Origin of the sequence: Burkholderia lata (assembly GCF_902499335.1) — a bacterium.
GTDB lineage: Bacteria > Pseudomonadota > Gammaproteobacteria > Burkholderiales > Burkholderiaceae > Burkholderia > Burkholderia lata_B.
In genome coordinates this window covers 46,941-64,258 of sequence record NZ_CABVQK010000018.1, presented here as the reverse complement: position 1 = coordinate 64,258, position 17,318 = coordinate 46,941, and the positions used below count along the sequence as shown (strand labels likewise).

17 protein-coding genes are annotated in these 17,318 nt (G+C 67.8%); 2 read left to right on the top strand and 15 right to left on the bottom strand.

Translation table 11 applies throughout. The annotated features are described in order from the left end of the window. Nucleotides 1-41 precede the first annotated feature (41 nt). From ugpQ to BCO18175_RS34300, 12 genes are all read right to left on the bottom strand, one after another. Nucleotides 42-812, bottom strand: a complete 771-nt coding sequence (gene ugpQ, locus BCO18175_RS34355; RefSeq protein ID WP_174987457.1) for a glycerophosphodiester phosphodiesterase — start codon at nucleotides 810-812, stop codon at nucleotides 42-44. 28 nt (nucleotides 813-840) lie between these two features. Beyond that, complete coding sequence (locus BCO18175_RS34350) at nucleotides 841-1,926, bottom strand: sn-glycerol-3-phosphate import ATP-binding protein UgpC (protein ID WP_174969748.1); 1,086 nt, start codon at nucleotides 1,924-1,926, stop codon at nucleotides 841-843. A 32-nt stretch (nucleotides 1,927-1,958) separates the two neighbouring features. After that, nucleotides 1,959-2,804 carry a sn-glycerol-3-phosphate ABC transporter permease UgpE gene (gene ugpE / locus BCO18175_RS34345; RefSeq protein ID WP_174918468.1) on the bottom strand — a complete coding sequence of 282 codons (846 nt, stop codon included), beginning with the start codon at nucleotides 2,802-2,804 and terminating at the stop codon, nucleotides 1,959-1,961. Continuing rightward, nucleotides 2,801-3,685, bottom strand: a complete 885-nt coding sequence (gene ugpA / locus BCO18175_RS34340; protein ID WP_174987454.1) for a sn-glycerol-3-phosphate ABC transporter permease UgpA — start codon at nucleotides 3,683-3,685, stop codon at nucleotides 2,801-2,803. The genes ugpE and ugpA overlap by 4 nt, the downstream gene beginning before the upstream one ends. A 103-nt stretch (nucleotides 3,686-3,788) precedes the next feature. Then, nucleotides 3,789-5,123, bottom strand: coding sequence for a sn-glycerol-3-phosphate ABC transporter substrate-binding protein UgpB (ugpB, locus tag BCO18175_RS34335; RefSeq protein WP_174987452.1), 1,335 nt, complete (start codon nucleotides 5,121-5,123; stop codon nucleotides 3,789-3,791). A gap of 90 nt (nucleotides 5,124-5,213) precedes the next feature. Continuing rightward, nucleotides 5,214-6,422: a deoxyguanosinetriphosphate triphosphohydrolase gene (locus BCO18175_RS34330; RefSeq protein ID WP_174987451.1), complete on the bottom strand. Its 1,209-nt coding sequence runs from the start codon at nucleotides 6,420-6,422 to the stop codon at nucleotides 5,214-5,216. Nucleotides 6,423-6,463: 41 nt separating this feature from the next. Continuing rightward, complete coding sequence (gene aroB / locus BCO18175_RS34325; protein ID WP_174987449.1) at nucleotides 6,464-7,543, bottom strand: 3-dehydroquinate synthase; 1,080 nt, start codon at nucleotides 7,541-7,543, stop codon at nucleotides 6,464-6,466. Further along, the gene (locus tag BCO18175_RS34320; protein WP_174987447.1) at nucleotides 7,540-8,094 is read right to left on the bottom strand and encodes a shikimate kinase; all 555 of its coding nucleotides are present in this window, start codon (nucleotides 8,092-8,094) and stop codon (nucleotides 7,540-7,542) included. Before BCO18175_RS34320 ends, aroB begins: the two co-directional genes overlap by 4 nt. A 38-nt stretch (nucleotides 8,095-8,132) precedes the next feature. After that, nucleotides 8,133-9,764 (bottom strand): type IV pilus secretin PilQ, encoded by a 1,632-nt coding sequence (locus tag BCO18175_RS34315; protein ID WP_174987445.1) that lies wholly within the window; start codon nucleotides 9,762-9,764, stop codon nucleotides 8,133-8,135. After that, nucleotides 9,761-10,627: a pilus assembly protein gene (locus BCO18175_RS34310; RefSeq protein ID WP_174987625.1), complete on the bottom strand. Its 867-nt coding sequence runs from the start codon at nucleotides 10,625-10,627 to the stop codon at nucleotides 9,761-9,763. Before BCO18175_RS34310 ends, BCO18175_RS34315 begins: the two co-directional genes overlap by 4 nt. After that, nucleotides 10,627-11,235, bottom strand: coding sequence for a fimbrial protein (locus BCO18175_RS34305; RefSeq protein WP_174987443.1), 609 nt, complete (start codon nucleotides 11,233-11,235; stop codon nucleotides 10,627-10,629). The genes BCO18175_RS34310 and BCO18175_RS34305 overlap by 1 nt, the downstream gene beginning before the upstream one ends. Further along, nucleotides 11,232-12,158, bottom strand: coding sequence for a competence protein ComA (locus BCO18175_RS34300; RefSeq protein WP_174987441.1), 927 nt, complete (start codon nucleotides 12,156-12,158; stop codon nucleotides 11,232-11,234). Before BCO18175_RS34300 ends, BCO18175_RS34305 begins: the two co-directional genes overlap by 4 nt. A 226-nt stretch (nucleotides 12,159-12,384) precedes the next feature. On the opposite strand from BCO18175_RS34300, the gene BCO18175_RS34295 reads away from it, so the two are divergent. Beyond that, nucleotides 12,385-14,769, top strand: coding sequence for a penicillin-binding protein 1A (locus tag BCO18175_RS34295; RefSeq protein ID WP_438820525.1), 2,385 nt, complete (start codon nucleotides 12,385-12,387; stop codon nucleotides 14,767-14,769). A gap of 91 nt (nucleotides 14,770-14,860) precedes the next feature. Here the strand turns inward: BCO18175_RS34295 and cyaY are convergent, their stop codons facing one another. Further along, nucleotides 14,861-15,190 (bottom strand): iron donor protein CyaY, encoded by a 330-nt coding sequence (gene cyaY, locus BCO18175_RS34290; protein WP_174987439.1) that lies wholly within the window; start codon nucleotides 15,188-15,190, stop codon nucleotides 14,861-14,863. A 36-nt stretch (nucleotides 15,191-15,226) separates the two neighbouring features. Between cyaY and lptM the strand changes: the two genes are divergently transcribed. Continuing rightward, nucleotides 15,227-15,505 carry an LPS translocon maturation chaperone LptM gene (gene lptM / locus BCO18175_RS34285; protein ID WP_174919058.1) on the top strand — a complete coding sequence of 93 codons (279 nt, stop codon included), beginning with the start codon at nucleotides 15,227-15,229 and terminating at the stop codon, nucleotides 15,503-15,505. 76 nt (nucleotides 15,506-15,581) lie between these two features. Here lptM and msrQ read toward each other — a convergent pair whose 3' ends face one another. Beyond that, a complete protein-coding gene (gene msrQ, locus BCO18175_RS34280) occupies nucleotides 15,582-16,268 on the bottom strand; it encodes a protein-methionine-sulfoxide reductase heme-binding subunit MsrQ (protein ID WP_174987438.1) in 687 nt (228 codons plus the stop codon). A 20-nt stretch (nucleotides 16,269-16,288) separates the two neighbouring features. Further along, nucleotides 16,289-17,284 carry a protein-methionine-sulfoxide reductase catalytic subunit MsrP gene (gene msrP / locus BCO18175_RS34275; protein WP_174987436.1) on the bottom strand — a complete coding sequence of 332 codons (996 nt, stop codon included), beginning with the start codon at nucleotides 17,282-17,284 and terminating at the stop codon, nucleotides 16,289-16,291. Nucleotides 17,285-17,318 lie beyond the last annotated feature (34 nt).

Here is a 17,318-nt window from a genome sequence, read left to right as displayed (position 1 = left end):
CACGTTCCCGACACGGGTTTCTCCGGCCGCCGGTGCGACCGTCAGGCGATGGCGATATCGTCCAGCGCATCGGGGGCAATCAGGTCGATCCGGTCCGTGCAGACCGCGTCGACGCCCCAACGGGCGAGTTCGCGCGCCCGTTCGAGGTCGTTTACCGTGTAAACCAGGATGCGCAGCCCGGCCGCCTTGATCGCGCGCACGAGCGGTTCGTCGAGCTGTTTGTGGTCTGCATGCAACGAAACGCAGCCGAGCGCACCGACAACCTGCGCATGCCAGTCGTCCGGAACTGCCTCGTAGAGCATCCCGCACGGCAGCGCTGGCGCCGTCACGCGCGCCTGTTGCAGCGCATCGAACGAAAACGACGACAGGAGCGGCGGGACCGCGGCATCACGCCAGTACGCGGCCGCATCGGCCGCCACGCGCTGCCCCGTCTCGCGCTCGCGCCCCGGGCACGGCTTGATCTCGACATTGGCGGCCAGCCCGTGGGCGATGCAGCGCGCCGCCGCTGCCTCCAGCGTCGGCATCCGCTCGCCCGCGAAGCGCGCATCGCGCCACGCGCCCGCATCGAGTGCGGCCAGCGCCTCGTAACGCATGCCCGCCGCTGCGCCCCGACCGTTCGACGTGCGGTCGACCGTGTCGTCGTGCAGCAGGAACGTCACGTCGTCGGCCGACAGCTTCGCGTCGAACTCGACCATCCGGTGGCCGCGGCGCGCGCCCTCGTCGAGCGCGGCGAGCGTGTTCTCCGGCGCAAGCGTGCCGCCGCCGCGATGGGCGACGACGCGCGGATAGGGCCAGTCGGTACGGGTCGTCATCGTCTGTCTCTTGGCAAGGGCAGCAGGTTCAGCCGGCACGCTTGCCGGTCTCGGGATCGAAGAAGTGCAGCCGGTGCGCGGGCAGCGCGGCTGCCAGCGCCGTGCCGCGTGCGGGACGGTCCGCGTGCGGCAGGCGCACAGCGACGTCGTGATTACCCCAGCGGCCGTGCGCAAGATTGTCCGCACCGAGCAGCTCGCACGAGTCGACCGGCAGCGTCGCCTGCGCGACGCCCGGCTGCGGCGTCATGTGTTCGGGACGCACGCCGAGCACCCAGTCGCGCCCGGTGGCGATCGCCGCGCCGATGCCGGGGGCACCTGCGACCGGCAGCGCGGGGCCGCCGCCCGCAACCGTAAACGTCGCGCCGTCGTCCGACAGCCGGCCGTGCATCAGGTTCATTGCCGGCGAGCCGATGAAGCCGGCGACGAACACCGTCGCCGGCTTCTCGTACACGTCGACCGGCGCGCCGATCTGCTCCGCGTAGCCGCGGTTCATCACGATCACACGCTGCGCGAGCGTCATCGCCTCGATCTGGTCGTGCGTCACGTAGACGCTCGTCGTTGCGAGCCGCGCATGCAGCCGCTGGATCTCGAGCCGCATCTGCACGCGCAGTTTCGCGTCGAGGTTCGACAGCGGCTCGTCGAACAGGAACACCGACGGCTCGCGCACGATCGCGCGCCCCATCGCGACGCGCTGCCGCTGGCCGCCCGACAGCTCGCGCGGCCGCCGTGCGAGCAGCGGCTCGAGTTCGAGGATCTTCGCGGCCGCGGCCACCCGCGAATCGATCGTCGCGCGCTCGATCCCGCGGATCTTCAGCCCGTAGCCCATGTTCTGCGCAACCGTCATGTGCGGGTACAGCGCGTAGTTCTGGAACACCATCGCGATGTCGCGATCCTTCGGCTCCAGCGTATTGACGACGCGCTCGCCGATCGCGATCTCGCCGTCCGTCACCGTCTCGAGCCCCGCGATCATCCGCAGCAACGTCGACTTGCCGCAGCCCGACGGGCCGACCAGCACGATGAATTCGCCGTCGGCGATCTCCACGTCGATGCCATGCAGCACGTGCTGCTTGCCGTCGTAGGATTTCCTGACGCCCTTCAAGCTCAGCGCAGCCATTCTTGGTCTTTCTCCCGTTTGCCGTCCGTCATTTATTTCTCGGAATCGACGAGGCCGCGCACGAACCAGCGCTGCATCGCCAGCACGACGACGAGCGGCGGGATCATTCCCAGCAGCGTCGCCGCCATCACGTATTGCCATTCGGTCGCGGCGTCGCCGCTCGCGATCATCGTCTTGATGCCCACCACCGCCGTCGACAGCGATGCCTCCGTCGTGATCAGGATCGGCCACAGATACTGGTTCCAGCCGTAGATGAACGTGATCACGAACAGCGCCGCGATGCTCGTCTTCGACAGCGGCAGCACGACGTCCCAGAAGAACCGCAGCGGCCCCGCGCCGTCGATGCGCGCGGCATCCATCAGCTCGTCGGGCAGCGTCATGAAGAACTGGCGGAACAGGAACGTCGCGGTCGCCGATGCGATCAGCGGCAGCGTGAGCCCCGCATAGGTGTTCGTCAGGTGCAGCGTCGACACGACCTGCACGGTCGGGAAGATCCGCACTTCCACCGGCAACATCAGCGTGATGAAGATCAGCCAGAACGCCGTGTTGCGGAACGGGAAGCGGAAATAGACGATCGCGTACGCGGACAGGATCGACACCGCGATCTTGCCCACCGAGATGCCGAGCGCCATCGCGAAGCTGTTCACGAGCAGGCGGCCGAACGGCGCCGTCGTGCCGCCGCTGCCGTGCCCCCAGATGTACGCGACGTTCTCGAACAGGTGCGTGCTCGGCACGAGCGACAGCGGCACCGTGAACACTTCCTGCGCGTTCATCGTCGCCGCGCAGAACGCGACATAGACGGGAAACACGATCAGCACGACGCCCGCGATCAGCACCGCGTGGCAGAACAGGTCGAAGCCCTTGCGATTTTCGATCATGCGTATTGCACCCTGCGTTCGACGAAGCGGAACTGGATCACCGTGAGCCCGACGACGATGATCATCAGCACGACCGACTGCGCGCCCGAGCTGCCGATATCGAGCCCCTGGAAGCCCTCCGCGAAGATCTTGTAGATCAGCATCTTCGTGCTCTGCGCCGGGCCGCCGCCGGTGGCGGCATCGATCACCGGGAACGTGTCGAAGAACGCGTAGACGAGGTTCACGACCAGCAGGAAGAAGCTGGTGGGCGACAGCAGCGGCAGCACGATGTTGAAGAAGCGCCGCACCGGCCCGGCGCCGTCGATCGCGGCCGCCTCGATCAGCGAGCGCGGGATCGCCTGCAGGCCCGCGTAGAAGAACAGGAAGTTGTAGCTCACCTGCTTCCACACCGATGCCAGCACGACGAGAAACATCGCCTGCCCGCCGTTCAGCGCATGGTTCCACACGATGCCGCTCTTCGCGAGCGCATAGGTGATCAGGCCGATGCTCGGATTGAACAGGAACGCCCACAGCACGGCGGCGATCGTCGGCGCGACCGCGTACGGCCAGATCAGCAGCGTGCGGTACACGCGCGCGCCGCGGATCACGCGGTCGGCGCACGCGGCGAGCAGCAGCGACACGACGAGCCCGCCCACCGTGACGAGCGAGCTGAACACGAGCGTCGTGCGGAAAGAATCGAGATACAGCGGATCGGCGAACAGGTGCGTGAAGTTCGCGAGGCCGACGAATTCGCTCGACGTGCCGAACGCGTCCTGCATCTGCGTCGACTGCCACAGCGCGACGCCGGCCGGCCACAGGAAGAACACGGCGGTGATCGCGAGCTGCGGCGCGATCAGCAGGTACGGCAACAGGCTCGTACCGAAACGGGAACGGGATTGCATCGCGGATATCCGGTCAGGCGCAACGGAAAGATGGCCATGCCGCCGGCCGGCGCGTGCATCCGTACGGGATGCGACGCGGCCGGCGGCACGGTGCGATGCAGGCTCAGCCGCCCGACTTCTCGAAGCGGCGCAGCAGTTCGTCGCCGCGCGACGCGGCCGAATCGAGCGCGTCCTTCGGCGATTTCTTCTGCGCCCAGACCTGTTCGAACTCCTCGTCGACCACCGTGCGGATCTGCGGCATGTTGCCCAGGCGAAGCCCCTTCGTGTACGGCAGCGGCGGCTTGTTCAGCATCTGCTTGATCGCGGTTTCGGCGCTCGGGTTCTTCGCGTAGAAGCCCTGCTGACGCGTGAGGTCGTACGCGGCGGTCGTCACGGGCAGGTAGCCCGTGTCCTGGTGCCATTTCGCGGCGACGGGCGCCGAGGCCAGGTACGCGAGGAATTTCGCGACGCCCTTGTAGGTCGCCGGATCCTTGCCCGCCAGCACCCACAGGCTCGCGCCGCCGATGATCGCGTTCTGCGGTGCGCCCTTCACGTTCGCGTCGTACGGCATCATGCCCGTGCCGTAGCTGAACTTCGCGAATTTCTGCACGTTCGCGAGCGCGCCCGACGACGTCGTCAGGATCCCGCAGTCGCCGCTGTAGAACTTCGCCGACGCCTCATCCTTGCGGCCCGCGTACGTGAACGTGCCGTCCTTCGCCATCTGCTGCAGGAACGAGACGTGCGCGATCTGTTGCGGCTTGTTGAATTCGAGCACCGCGTCGCCGCCGTCAAAGCCGTTGTTGCGGCTCGCGAACGGCAGCGCGTGCCAGGCGCTGTAGTTCTCGAGCTGGATCCAGCCCTGCCAGCCGGTCGTGAAGCCGCAGGCCATTCCCGACTTGCGCAGCTTCTCGGCGTCGGCCTGCACGTCGGCCCACGTCTTCGGCGGCTGGTTCGGATCGAGGCCGGCCTTCTTGAACGCGTCCTTGTTGTAGTACAGCACCGGCGTCGAGCTGTTGAACGGCATCGATACGAGATGGCCCGTCTTCGCGTCGCTGTAGTAGCTCGCGATGGTCGGTACGAACGCCTTTTCGTCGAGCGGCACGCCGGCCTGCTTGAACACGTCGTAGACGGGCACGACGGCCTTCTTCGCCTGCATCATCGTGGCCGTGCCGACTTCATAGACCTGGAGGATCGCCGGCGCGTTGCCGCTGCGATAGGCGGCGATGCCGGCCGCGAGCGCCTGGTCGTAGGTGCCCTTGAAGACCGGCACGATCTTGTAGTCGCTCTGCGACGCGTTGAACTGGTCGGCGATCGCGTTGACCCGCTCGCCGAGCGCGGCCTCCATCGCATGCCAGAACTGGATTTCCGTCGCGGCGAGCGCCACGTGCTGTACCCCGAACATCAGCGCGCCGCCCAGCGCGATCGAACGAACCAGTGTCCCCGCAGGCTTCTTCTTCATCGACCTCTCTCCTATGAAAACGTTACCAACAGCGTGTGCAACATTCCCGTCGCCATTGAACCGGCGAAGTCTAGTGATCGTTTGTGACAGTCAGTTGTCGCTGATGACGAAGAGGCGCTGATACTCCTTCAGCGCGAAGCGGTCGGTCATGCCGGCGATGTAGTGCGCGACGAGACGCGGCTGCTGCGCGGCGTCGTCGGACTGGTACGGCGGCGGCAGCAGCCGCGGATCGTCGATGAACGCCTCGAACAGCCCGGTGACGACGCGCTGAGCCTTGCTCGCCATGCGCATCACCTTGTAATGGCGGTACAGGTTCTTGAAGAGGAAACGCTTGAGGGCGGCCGCCTGCGCGGCAACAGATTCGCTGTGCGACACGAGCGGCGGCGCGGCGCGCACGTCGTCGAGCGACGCAGGTGCGACGCGCGCGAGATTGCGCGTCGTCTCGTCGATCAGGTCGACGATCAGCGTGTTGATGATGCGGCGCACCGTCTCGTGCACGAGACGGCGGCCTTCGAGGTGCGGGAATTCGGCGAGCGCCGCCTCGTAGTGGCGCTGCCACAGCTCGACTTCCGCGAGCTGCTCGATCGTGATCAGGCCGGAGCGCAGGCCGTCGTCGACGTCGTGGTTGTTGTACGCGATCTCGTCCGCGATGTTGGCAAGCTGCGCTTCGAGCGACGGCTGGCGGCCCTGCAGGAAGCGCTCGCCGAGCGCGCCGAGCTTGCGCGCATTCTCGCGCGAGCAATGCTTCAGGATGCCTTCGCGTGTCTCGAAGCACAGGTTCAGCCCGTTGAACGCGCCGTAGTGCTCCTCGAGCTCATCAACCACCGCCAGGCTCTGCAGGTTGTGTTCGAAGCCACCATGCTCACGCATGCAGGCATTCAGCGCATCCTGCCCGGCATGGCCGAACGGCGTATGACCGAGATCGTGCGCGAGCGAGATCGCCTCGACGAGATCCTCGTTCAGGCGCAGGTTGCGCGCGACCGAGCGCGCAATCTGCGCGACTTCGAGGCTGTGCGTGAGGCGTGTGCGGAACAGGTCGCCTTCGTGATTGACGAAGACCTGCGTCTTGTATTCGAGACGGCGAAACGCGGTCGAATGAACGATGCGGTCGCGGTCGCGCTGGAATTCGGTGCGCGCCGCCGGCGGGGTTTCCGGATGGCGGCGGCCGCGCGACTGCAACGCGTGTGCGGCATACGGAGCGAGATGGGCTTCCAGCGCCGCCAGCGTCGGCGGCTCGGCCACCGGCGCAGCGGATGCGCGGCCGGCTTCGGGCAATGTGCTGCTGGATGTCTCGCTCACGTCTCCTCCAGGTCAGGGGCGCCGGTGCATCCGGGCGGCCGTTAGCGGGTCGTCTGTGCCAGTGTAGCGAACACGGCTTCGTCCGGCGCCTGCGTGATCAGCGTATCGCCGAATCGCTTCAGCAGGATGAACTTGATCGCGCCGGCCTCCGCCTTCTTGTCGACGCGCATCAGGTCCATGTAGCGCGCGTCGCCGAGCGCGGGCCCGTGGGTCGGCAGGTGCGCGGCCGCGATCACCGCATCGAGACGCTGCCGCGACGCTTCGTCGAGCAGGCCGAGCCGCACCGACAGGTCGCCGGCCATCACCATCCCGCAGCCGACCGCCTCGCCGTGCAGCCACTCGCCGTAGCCGAGGCCGGCCTCGATCGCATGGCCGAACGTGTGGCCGAAGTTCAGGATCGCGCGCAGGCCGCCTTCGCGCTCGTCGGCAGCCACCACGCTCGCCTTGATCTCGCACGAGCGCTTCACCGCGTGCGCGAGCGCAGCCGGGTCGCGACGGTTCAGCGCGTCGACGTTCGCTTCGATCCAGTCGAAGAATTCCGCATCGGCGATCGCGCCGGTCTTGATGATCTCGGCGACGCCGGCCGCCAGCTCGCGGTCGGGCAGGGTCGTCAGCGCGCCGATGTCCGCGATCACGGCCTGCGGCTGGTAGAACGCGCCGATCATGTTCTTGCCGAGCGGGTGATTGATGCCCGTCTTGCCGCCGACCGACGAGTCGACCTGCGACAGCAGCGTCGTCGGCACCTGGATGAACGGCACGCCGCGCATGTAGCACGCGGCCGCAAAGCCCGTCATGTCGCCGATCACGCCGCCGCCGAGCGCGACGAGCGTCGTCTTGCGGTCGGCGCGGTCGGTCAGCAGGCCGTCGAAGATCAGGTTCAGCGTTTCCCAGTTCTTGTACGCCTCGCCGTCCGGCAGCACGACCGTCGACACGCGCTTGCCAAGCGGCGCGAGCGCCGCGCGCAGCGCGTCGCCGTAGAGCGGATCGACCGTCGTGTTCGTGACGATCGTGACGGACGAGCCCTTGATGTGAGGCGCGAACAGCTCGGCGCGGCCGATCAGGCCGGCGCCAATGTGAATCGGATAGGCGCGGTCGCCCAGATCGACGTTGACAGTAATCATGCTTGTAGCGGCTTGGCGATGACGCCCGCCAGTTCGAGTTGCATCAGCACCATGTTGACGAGACCGTTGACCGACGGACGGCCGGTCTCGATGACGAAATCCGCGCATTCGCGGTACAGCGGGTCGCGTACCTCGTACAGCGCTTCGAGCCGCCCTTTCGGATCTTCGGTCTGCAGCAACGGGCGGTTCTTGTCCTTGCGTGTGCGCAGCCACAGATCGTGCGGATTGGCGCGCAGGTAGACGACGATGCCGCCGTTTTTCAGGCAGTCGCGATTTTCCGGGCGCAGCACCGCGCCGCCGCCCGTCGCGAGCACGATGTTCTCGCGCTGCGAGAGCTCGGCGATCACCTGCGATTCGCGATCGCGAAACCCGGCCTCGCCCTCCATCTCGAAGATCACCGGAATGCGCGCGCCCGTGCGGGCTTCGACTTCGTGGTCGGAGTCGAAGAACGTCCTGTCGAGACGACGCGCGACCGCACGGCCCACGGTGGTCTTACCCGCTCCCATAAGGCCGACGAAAAATACGTTTGCATGTGGGTCCCGCGCTTGCAACGGCTTCCTCTGCTTCAATCTTGCTGGTGTGGCGCAGCTTACTGGCAAAGCGGCTGCCTTGTCGAGCCTGCGCCGGCGGCTTCCGGCCCTGTTTTTTCGGCATCCGCGCTGACCGCGCCGCGCGCATTGCAGCGCGCATCGACGACGGTCGGCGTGATGAAGACGACCAGTTCGTTGCGTTGGTCGCGTTGCGCGCGGTGCCGGAAAAGCGCGCCCAGAAATGGTATTTTGCCCAAGAGCGGCACGCGCGTCACATCGTTCCTGTTCAGTTGCTCATAGATCCCGCCGATCGCGACCGTCCCGCCGTTCTCGACCTCGACGCGCGTCTGGACGTGCTTCGTATGAATCGCCGGGCCGGCCGCCGTCGGCTCGCCAATGCTGTCCTTCGTCACATCCAGGTCGAGCACCACGCGCCCGTCCGGCGTGATCTGCGGCTCGACCTCGAGCTTGAGCGTCGCCCGGCGGAACTGCACGCCGCTCACGCCGTTGCCGACCTTCGCCTGGTACGGCAGCTCCGAACCCTGTTCCACGATGGCCTTGACGCGATCGGCGGTCACCACGCGCGGGCTCGAAACGATCTGGCCCCGCCCCTGCGCCTCGAGCGCGCTCAGTTCGACATCGAGCACACGGCTGAGCGGCGCGGCGAATAGCGTGAAGCCAGCGGTTGCCGCTTCGAAGCCGCCGAGCGGCCGCGCAGCAAGGTCGAGCGCGTTGCGCGCGCCGGCCGTGAACGTGCCGCTCTCGCCCGATGGCGGCCGCTCCTGCGCCCGCAGCGCGACGCGTGCACCGAGATTGCGCGAAAAACCCTGCTCGCCCTCGACGATGCGGGCCTCGATCCGGACCTGCCGCGACGGCCGGTCGATCGCATCGATCAGGCTCGCGACCTGGTCGAGACGCGGCGCGAGATCGGTGACGAACAGCAGATTCGTGCGCGGATCGGCCGCCGCGGCGCCGCGCTTCGACAGCAGGCGCTGGCCGGTGGCACCGGCCAGCAGCCGTTGCACGTCTTGCGCGCGCGGATAGTGCAGCACGAACGTACGGCTCGAAAGTGGCTCCAGATCGGCGGCCCGCGCGTGCATTTCGAAGCGCTCGCGTTCGCGCGCGGCCAGCTCGGCCGCCGGCGTGACCCATATCACGTTGCCCCGCCGGGACATCGCGAGCCCGTGCGTATCGAGCAGCGTGTCAAAGGCATCGCGCCAGCGCACATTGTTCAGACGTAACGTGACGGTGCCGCGCACCTGCTCGCCGACGACGATATTGAGTCCGGTGAACCGCGCGAACGCGTCGAACGCGGCCGCGAGCCCCGCGCCCTGCAGATTCAGCGAGATCCGCCGTGCGTCGTCCGCATCGCCCGGGTGTCGGGCAGCAGCGTCGCCCATCCGGGCCGGCGGCGCCAATGGGATCGGCGGCCCCTCCAGCCCGGGTGCCGGGGCGGCGGCCTCCGCCTGAAGCGCCGCGCGAGCCGCCTGGTCGAACGGCGGCGGGCCGGCCTCCGTCGACACGGCGTTGTCCGCACCGTCCACCGCTCCTTGCGGCAGCGGCAGGCCCGGCACCGGCCTATCCGTCGATGCTGCAGGCCAGACGGCCGGCAGCGGCGGCAACGAGGCACTTGCGCCGGCCGCGCTCAAGCCGGCCCAGACGGCGAGCACCCGACATCCGTGCTTCATCATGGCCGCCTCCCATCTTCCAGGGTAGCTCGGTATGCACCGTCCGCCGTCTCGAGCGTCACGGCGGCGAGATCGACTCGCACCACCCGCGCTGCCCCGAGGGTTTCGCCGGGCACCACGGCCGTGAACGCGCCGCCACCGTCGTCGAACAACGCGAGACCGGTGCGCCCATCGCGAATCGTGCCGGCCAGGCGGGCCGCCGCCCCAGTCGCTTCAGACGAATCAGCCTCGCCGAACGGATCGGCACCGGGCGCATCGGCCAGAACCGGCGTCTCCCCGCCCGTGGACATGACCGCCGGCAACCCCGGGAACACGTCGACAGACATTTCCACGCGCGCGGCGTCCTTGCCCCGTTCGACACGCAACACGGTCGGCACCGCCAGCACCGGGAAACGCGCCAGCCCGCCGACCATCTGCCGCAACGCGCGAAAGCCGCCATCCGCGACGATGCGCACCGTGCGCCGGCCGTCCGGTACCGCACCATCGGCGCGCAACGGCTCGATCGATACGTCGCGCAGCCCGCTCGACTCGGCGCGATCAGCCAGTTCCAGCATCAACGCGGCCCATTCAGGCGCACGCGACGAGCGATTGCCGTGTGCCGCCGCCGGATGCCCGTCGCGTTGCCGGGCAGCGGCCATCAGAACACGCTGCGCGTCGGCCTCACGCATCCGCGCCGCCGCCAGCAACGCGCGGCTGTGCGCAAGCCCGCTCCAATCGGCGGCATTCGCCAGATGAATGCCGCCCGCCAGCACGGCCGCGAACGCGAGCATGCAGCCTGCGATGTGTGCAGCCGCCGGCGACATGCGCCACATGCGGCCCAGCCATTCATCGCCACGCCGTGCGGGCCGATGCGCGAGCGCCGCCATCATGCGCCACCTCCCGGGGCTTGCCGAGGCGGCATCGCGTCGTGCCAGCGCAGTTGAACCGAGAACCGGAAAGGCATCCCGCCCGTGGCGACTGGAGCATCCGAGGCAGGCTTCAACGCATCGATGTCGATCCGCCAGCCACGCTGCTCGCGCGCCATCCCCGCGAGCCATCGCGCGGCCGCCCGGTAGCTCGCGGCGCGTGCATCGAGCACGGCACCGGCCGACGTCGTGCGCAGCGCGTCGAGCCGCACGGTGCCGTCGCGCACCTCCGCCAACATGGCCAGCAGCCCCGCGACGTGCCGGTAGGGAACGGCAAGCGCGTCCGCCTGCGCGTCACGCTGCGAGGCGACGGCCGCTGCGTTGGCAGCGCGCGTCGCGGCGCCCACCTGCGGCTGCAACTGCCGCAGCCGCGCCTCCACGCTTGCGCGCTCGGCATCCACCCGCCACCGCGCCCCCGCGGCGGCGCCCGTCCACAGGGTGGCGCCGAGCACGCCGGACAGAATCGCCGTACCGCACTGCGCGGCCCGACGACGTCGCAACGCCTGCGCGAGCCGCTCGCGGTACGGCAACAGGTTGAAGCCGCCCGGCTCCGCACGACAGGCCGTCATTCCCACACCCCGCGCAATGCCAGCCCGAATGCGACAGCCAATGCCGGGCCGCCCGGCGTGCCGGCGGGCGGGCACGGTTGCCCGTTCCAGCCCGTACAGTCGAACGGCACCGCAACCGCGCCGAGCACGTCGCCGATCTCGGCGACGGACGTATCGAAACGGGCGATACACCGCTCGTCCCCGGCCACGAGCACGCAACACACGGCCCCGAGCGAGCGCCGGCGCAATGCATCGGGAAACGCCCCCGGCACGGCGCCGGACAGCGTCAGCACCGGTACGGCCAACGGGCCGTCGATGCGCCAGCCGTGCACGCCCGAGTCATGAAACCAGAGCGCCGCGTAGGGGCCAGCCTGCGCGTCGGGTTCGAATTGCGCGGCATGGCGCAACGCACGCAACGCAGCGGCCGACTCGCCGTCGACCACCGTCAGGTCGACACCGGCCTGCGCGGCTACGTCGATCCGCCGTTCGAGCAGCGCCAGCGGGGCCACGGCAATTTCGATTTCGCCCGACCCCGCGCCGCCATCCTGCCGCCAGTCGAACGCGAGACTGTCCGGTGCCAGCCCCGAGATGCGTTCGGCCGCCTGCCGCGCGGCGTCCTCGATGTCGTCCCGCCCGGCCAGGTCCAGCGTCGCGGTGCGCATCTCGTCATCGTGCAACGCCATCACGCCGCGCGCGTCGCAACGCACGCCGGCCGCCGAGAGCCTCGACACGGCTGCGGCCAGCGCACGCGCGACCGCCGCCCAGCGCGCATCCTCGGGCCCGCCCGCCAACCCGACCGGCTCCCGCTCGAGCCCCTCGACGTACACCTGAGCGCCCCGGCCGCGCCGGCTCAGCACGACCACCCTCACCTCGTCCGCACCGACGTCGATTCCCGTCGACCGGTGCCCGCCCTGCGCAAACCGCGCTCCCCATCGTCCCGCCATCCCAGCCTCCCGAAATCGTCGCGGCCCATGCCGCGTTTCCGAGACCTGATTCTGCAAAGCGGCGCGTGCGGCCGACAGTCGGCCTAACGGCCAGCATCCGCTTCCGACGGCCTCGCGCGGGCTATGCTGGAAGTACGCCAGCCCGCGGCTTCGGGGCGGGCGGCCCCCGCGTCAGGACCGGTCTTACCGGGCAGCTATAATCGCGGGACTGTTTTCCGGTATGCCTATGCAATCCACGACTCCTACGTCCCCGCCTCCCGCCCCGGAGCCGAAGAAGCGGCCCTGGTGGCAAAAAGTCCTGCTCGGATTCGCCACGATGTGCGTCGCGCTCGTCGTGGCCGGCGGCCTCGTGCTCGGCTACGCGCTCGTCGTCGCGTGGCCGAACATGCCGTCGCTCGACGCGCTGACCGACTATCGGCCGAAGGTGCCGCTGCGCATCTATACGTCCGATCACGTGCTGATCGGCGAATTCGGTGAAGAGCGCCGCGACGTCGTCCATTTCAAGGACGTGCCCGACTCGCTGAAGAAGGCGATCCTCGCGATCGAGGACGCGCGCTTCTACGATCACGGCGGCGTCGACCTCACCGGCATCGTCCGCGCCGGCATCGTCGCGCTGACGAACGGCCATGCGTCGCAGGGTGCGAGCACGATCACGATGCAGGTCGCGCGCAACTTCTTCCTGTCGAGCGAGAAGACCTACACGCGCAAGATCTACGAGATGCTGCTCGCGTACCGGATCGAGCGTGCGCTGACGAAGGATCAGATTCTCGAGGTCTACATGAATCAGATCTATCTCGGCCAGCGCGCGTACGGCTTCGCGAGCGCCGCGCGGGTCTATTTCGGCAAGGACCTGAAGGACATCACGCTCGCCGAAGCCGCGATGCTCGCCGGGCTGCCGAAGGCGCCGTCCGCGTACAACCCGGTCGTGAACCCGAAGCGCGCGAAGGTGCGCCAGGAATACATCCTGCAACGGATGCTCGAGCTGAACTTCATCTCGCGCGAGCAGTACGACGAGGCCGTCGCACAGCCGCTCGTCGTCAAGGGGCCGGGCCGCGATTTCAGCGTGCACGCCGAGTACGTCGCGGAAATGGTCCGACAAATGATGTACGCGCAGTACCGTGAGGAAACCTACACGCGCGGCTTCAACGTCGTCACGACGATCGACTCCGCGGACCAGCAGGTCGCGTACACCGCGCTGCGCAAGGGCATCATGGATTACGAACGCCGGCACGGCTATCGAGGGCCGGAAGGCTTCATCGAATTGCCGGCCGGTGCCGACGACCGCGAACAGGCAATCGACGATGCGCTGCTCGAACACCCCGACAACGGCGAACTGATTGCCGCGGTCGTCACGGCCGCCAGCCCGCGGCAGATCACGGTTGCGTTCATCGACGGCAGCAATGCGACGATCGAAGGCGACAACCTGCGCTTCGCGTCGGGCGCGCTGTCGGCCAACGCGCAGCCGAATCGCCGCATCCGCCCGGGCGCGATCGTCCGCGTCGTGAAGAACGACACCGGCAAATGGTCGATCACGCAGTTGCCGCAGGTCGAGGGCGCGTTCCTGTCGATCGTCCCGCAGGACGGCGCGATCCGCTCGCTCGTCGGCGGCTTCGACTACAACAAGAACAAGTTCAACCACGTCACGCAGGCGTGGCGGCAGCCGGGTTCGTCGTTCAAGCCGTTCATCTATTCGGCGTCGCTCGACAAGGGCCTCGGACCGGCAACCGTGATCAACGACGGCCCGCTGTATTTCAGCGCGGCAGAAACGGGTGGCCAGCCGTGGGAGCCGAAGAACTACGGCGGCGGCTTCGAAGGCCCGATGTCGATGCGCACCGCGCTGCAGCGCTCGCGCAACCTCGTGTCGATCCGGATCCTGAACCACATCGGCACGAAGTACGCGCAGCAGTACATCACGCGCTTCGGCTTCGACGCCGAACGCCATCCGGCCTACCTGCCGATGGCACTCGGCGCGGGCCAGGTCACGCCGCTGCAGATGGCGGGCGCGTACTCGGTCTTCGCGAACGGCGGCTACCGCGTCAATCCGTACCTGATCGCCGAAGTCACCGATCCGAACGGCGCGATCGTCGTGCGCGCGCAGCCGCTCGTCGCCGAGCAGAACGCGCCGCGTGCGATCGACCCGCGCAATGCGTACGTGATGAACAGCCTGCTGCAGAGCGTCGCGCAGCGCGGCACGGGCGCACGGACCAACGTGCTGAAGCGCACCGACCTCGCGGGCAAGACCGGCACGACGAACGACTCGCACGACGCGTGGTTCGCCGGCTACCAGCACACGCTCGCCGCGATCGCGTGGATCGGTTACGACAACCCGCGCAGCCTCGGCGATCGCGAAACGGGCGGCGGCCTGTCGCTGCCGGTCTGGATCGACTACATGGGCGCCGCGCTGAAGGGCGTGCCCGAGTTCAAGCCGACGGTACCGGACGGCGTCGAATCGCTCGGCGGCGAGTTGTACTTCACCGAGTTCGCGCCGGGCCACGGCTTCGTGTCGACGGTTGGCGTACCGCAAGCACCGGCCGCGCAGAACGTCGACGCAACCGTGCCGCACGTCGACGAGCAGGAAAAGCAGGACATCATGAACCTGTTCGCGCACTGACCACCGGCACGGACATGAAAAAAGCGCCCCGCGGGGCGCTTTTTCTTTGGCACGACGCGTCGGGGCGCGGCCCCGGCTTCGGCCCGGGCTGTTACGGCGCGCTGAACGTGATCGGCAGGCCGGCCTGCTGCGTCGCGAATTCGGTGAGCGCCGAGAAAAACTCGGTACCCGTGCGCGTATCGCGCCATTCGCCGTCGATGAAACGGTAGTGGAAACCGCCCGCCTTCGCGGCGATCCACACTTCCTTCATCGGCGGCTGCAGGTTGACGATGATCTTCGAGCCGTTCTCGAACGTCAGCGTCAGGACGCTGCCGTTGCGCTCCAGATCGATGTCGTGATCGCCGTCGTTGGCGTCGTCGACGGTACGCTCGACGGCCGCCAGTACGGCCTCGGCACGGGTCAGGTATTCGGTATCGGACATGCTAAACTCTATCGGTTCAATTGTTCAGGGACGATCATGCGAGTCGTTTTCCGGATGAGCGCGATTGTAGCGGCTTTGGCGATTCTTGCCGGCTGCGGTCAAAGCGGCGCGCTCTACCTGCCCACCGTGCCTCCGATGCCCAAGCCACTTCAGCAGCAGGACGCACCGCCGTCGGACGTGAAGCCGACCGATGAAAACGCGTCGTCCGACAGTGTGCCCGATTCGTCCGGTACGCCGCTCACGCTGTCACCCGAATTGTCGAGCGGGGCATCGTCCATGCCCGCTCCGGCGTCGAGCCCGGCCGTCGCGAAGTAACGACGCGCCGCCTGCACGGCTCACGAAACAAGGCGATGACTTCCCGGTCATCGCCTTTTGTTTTTCAGGCGCACCGTCACGCGCGCACGCGCCGCCATCCCCATGCAATGAGCCGCCAGCCGAGCAGCACAGCGACGATCACCGCATACAGCTTCGGTTGCGCGAGATTGTGCTTGCCGGCCCTCATCCACCAGAAGTGCAGCACACCGAACAGCACGATCGCGTAGATCGCGCTGTGCAGCGTCGCCCAGTGGCGGCCGAGCCGGCGCACCATCGCTCGCGGCGACGTTGCCGCGAGCGGAATCAGCAGTACGAACGCGGCGAAACCGACCGTGATGAACGGGCGCTTGCCGACGTCCTTCAGGATCGCAACGACGTCGAACCACTTGTCGAACCACAGGTAGGTCGTGAAGTGCAGCGTCGTGTAAAAGAATGCGAACAGCCCGATCATCCGGCGAAAGCGCAACAGCGTGGCGAACCCGGTCATGCGCCGAAGCGGCGTGACGGCGAGCGTGACGCACAGCATCACGAGCGTCCAGAGGCCCGTCGAGCGGGTGATGAACTCGATCGGATTCGCGCCGAGCCGGTCGGTCAGCCCGAACAGCACGAGACGCGCGAGCGGATAAAGGCCGGCCGCGAAAACCAGCACCTTGGCCGGCGCGAGCCAGCGTGGGGCAGCGGGACGGACCGCACCGGCCCGCGCGGCACGTGCAGCCGGGCTGGCGCCGGCTGTGGGCGCGGCCGTCAGCGTCGAAGGAGGCATGTCGTTTCTCACCGTCGCCCTCAGAAATTCTTCTTCAGGTCCATGCCCTGATACATCGACGCGACGAGATCGCCGTAGCCGTTGAACATCAGTGTCTTGCGCTTCGGGGTGAAAAAGCCGTCCTCGCCGATGCGCCGCTCGGTCGCCTGGCTCCAGCGCGGATGATCGACGTTCGGGTTCACGTTCGAATAGAAGCCGTACTCGTTCGACGCGTACGTGTTCCAGCTCGTCTTCGGCTGCTTGTCGACGAAGCGGATCTTCACGAGCGACTTCGCGCTCTTGAAACCGTACTTCCACGGCACGACGATCCGCACCGGCGCGCCGTTCTGGTTCGGCAGCACTTGACCGTAGACGCCCAACGTCAGCAGCGTCAGCGGATTCATCGCCTCGTCCATCCGCAGGCCTTCCGAGTACGGCCAGTCGAGCACGGGCGTCGAGAGGCCGGGCATCTGCGACGGATCGGCCAGCGTGATGAACTGCACGTATTTCGCGTTGCCGGTCGGCTGCACGCGCTTGATCAACTCGGACAGCGGCACGCCGACCCACGGGATCACCATCGACCATCCCTCGACACAGCGCAGCCGGTACACACGCTCCTCGAGCGGCGCGAGCTTCAGCAGTTCGTCGAGATCGAACACCTTCGGATGCAGCACCTCGCCCTCGACGCTCACGCGCCACGGGCGCGGCCGCAACGTGCCGGCGTTCTGCGCGGGATCACTCTTGTCGGTGCCGAATTCGTAGAAGTTGTTGTAGGACGTGATGTCCTTGAACGGCGTCACCTTGTCGGCCGCGACGAACTTCGGATTCGTTTTCGCCGCGAGCTTCGCGGCCCGCGCATCGGGCGACGCATAGGCGGCCAATGCTGCGCCGCTGCCGCCGAGCAGCCCGCCCGCCGCAGCGAGGCCGGCCGCCTGCAATACGCGCCGCCGGTTCTCGAAGACCGCACGCGGCGTGATTTCGCCGGGTGCGATATCGCCGCCGGTCAGTACGTTTCGCAAAGGGCGTTTGATCCACATCGTACTGCTCCTCCTGCATGCGCCGCGCGCAGCT

Bases quoted from the DNA above. Each gene is read 5' to 3' on its own strand.
- ugpB (WP_174987452.1), bottom strand. From the start codon at position 5,123: ATGAAGAAGAAGCCTGCGGGGACACTGGTTCGTTCGATCGCGCTGGGC.
- cyaY (WP_174987439.1), bottom strand. From the start codon at position 15,190: ATGTCCGATACCGAATACCTGACCCGTGCCGAGGCCGTACTGGCGGCC.
- ugpQ (WP_174987457.1), bottom strand. From the start codon at position 812: ATGACGACCCGTACCGACTGGCCCTATCCGCGCGTCGTCGCCCATCGC.
- BCO18175_RS34295 (WP_438820525.1), top strand. From the start codon at position 12,385: ATGCAATCCACGACTCCTACGTCCCCGCCTCCCGCCCCGGAGCCGAAG.
- BCO18175_RS34310 (WP_174987625.1), bottom strand. From the start codon at position 10,627: ATGGCGGCGCTCGCGCATCGGCCCGCACGGCGTGGCGATGAATGGCTG.
- msrP (WP_174987436.1), bottom strand. From the start codon at position 17,284: ATGTGGATCAAACGCCCTTTGCGAAACGTACTGACCGGCGGCGATATC.
- aroB (WP_174987449.1), bottom strand. From the start codon at position 7,543: ATGATTACTGTCAACGTCGATCTGGGCGACCGCGCCTATCCGATTCAC.
- BCO18175_RS34300 (WP_174987441.1), bottom strand. From the start codon at position 12,158: ATGGCGGGACGATGGGGAGCGCGGTTTGCGCAGGGCGGGCACCGGTCG.
- ugpA (WP_174987454.1), bottom strand. From the start codon at position 3,685: ATGCAATCCCGTTCCCGTTTCGGTACGAGCCTGTTGCCGTACCTGCTG.
- ugpE (WP_174918468.1), bottom strand. From the start codon at position 2,804: ATGATCGAAAATCGCAAGGGCTTCGACCTGTTCTGCCACGCGGTGCTG.
- BCO18175_RS34315 (WP_174987445.1), bottom strand. From the start codon at position 9,764: ATGATGAAGCACGGATGTCGGGTGCTCGCCGTCTGGGCCGGCTTGAGC.
- BCO18175_RS34305 (WP_174987443.1), bottom strand. From the start codon at position 11,235: ATGACGGCCTGTCGTGCGGAGCCGGGCGGCTTCAACCTGTTGCCGTAC.
- BCO18175_RS34350 (WP_174969748.1), bottom strand. From the start codon at position 1,926: ATGGCTGCGCTGAGCTTGAAGGGCGTCAGGAAATCCTACGACGGCAAG.
- lptM (WP_174919058.1), top strand. From the start codon at position 15,227: ATGCGAGTCGTTTTCCGGATGAGCGCGATTGTAGCGGCTTTGGCGATT.
- msrQ (WP_174987438.1), bottom strand. From the start codon at position 16,268: ATGCCTCCTTCGACGCTGACGGCCGCGCCCACAGCCGGCGCCAGCCCG.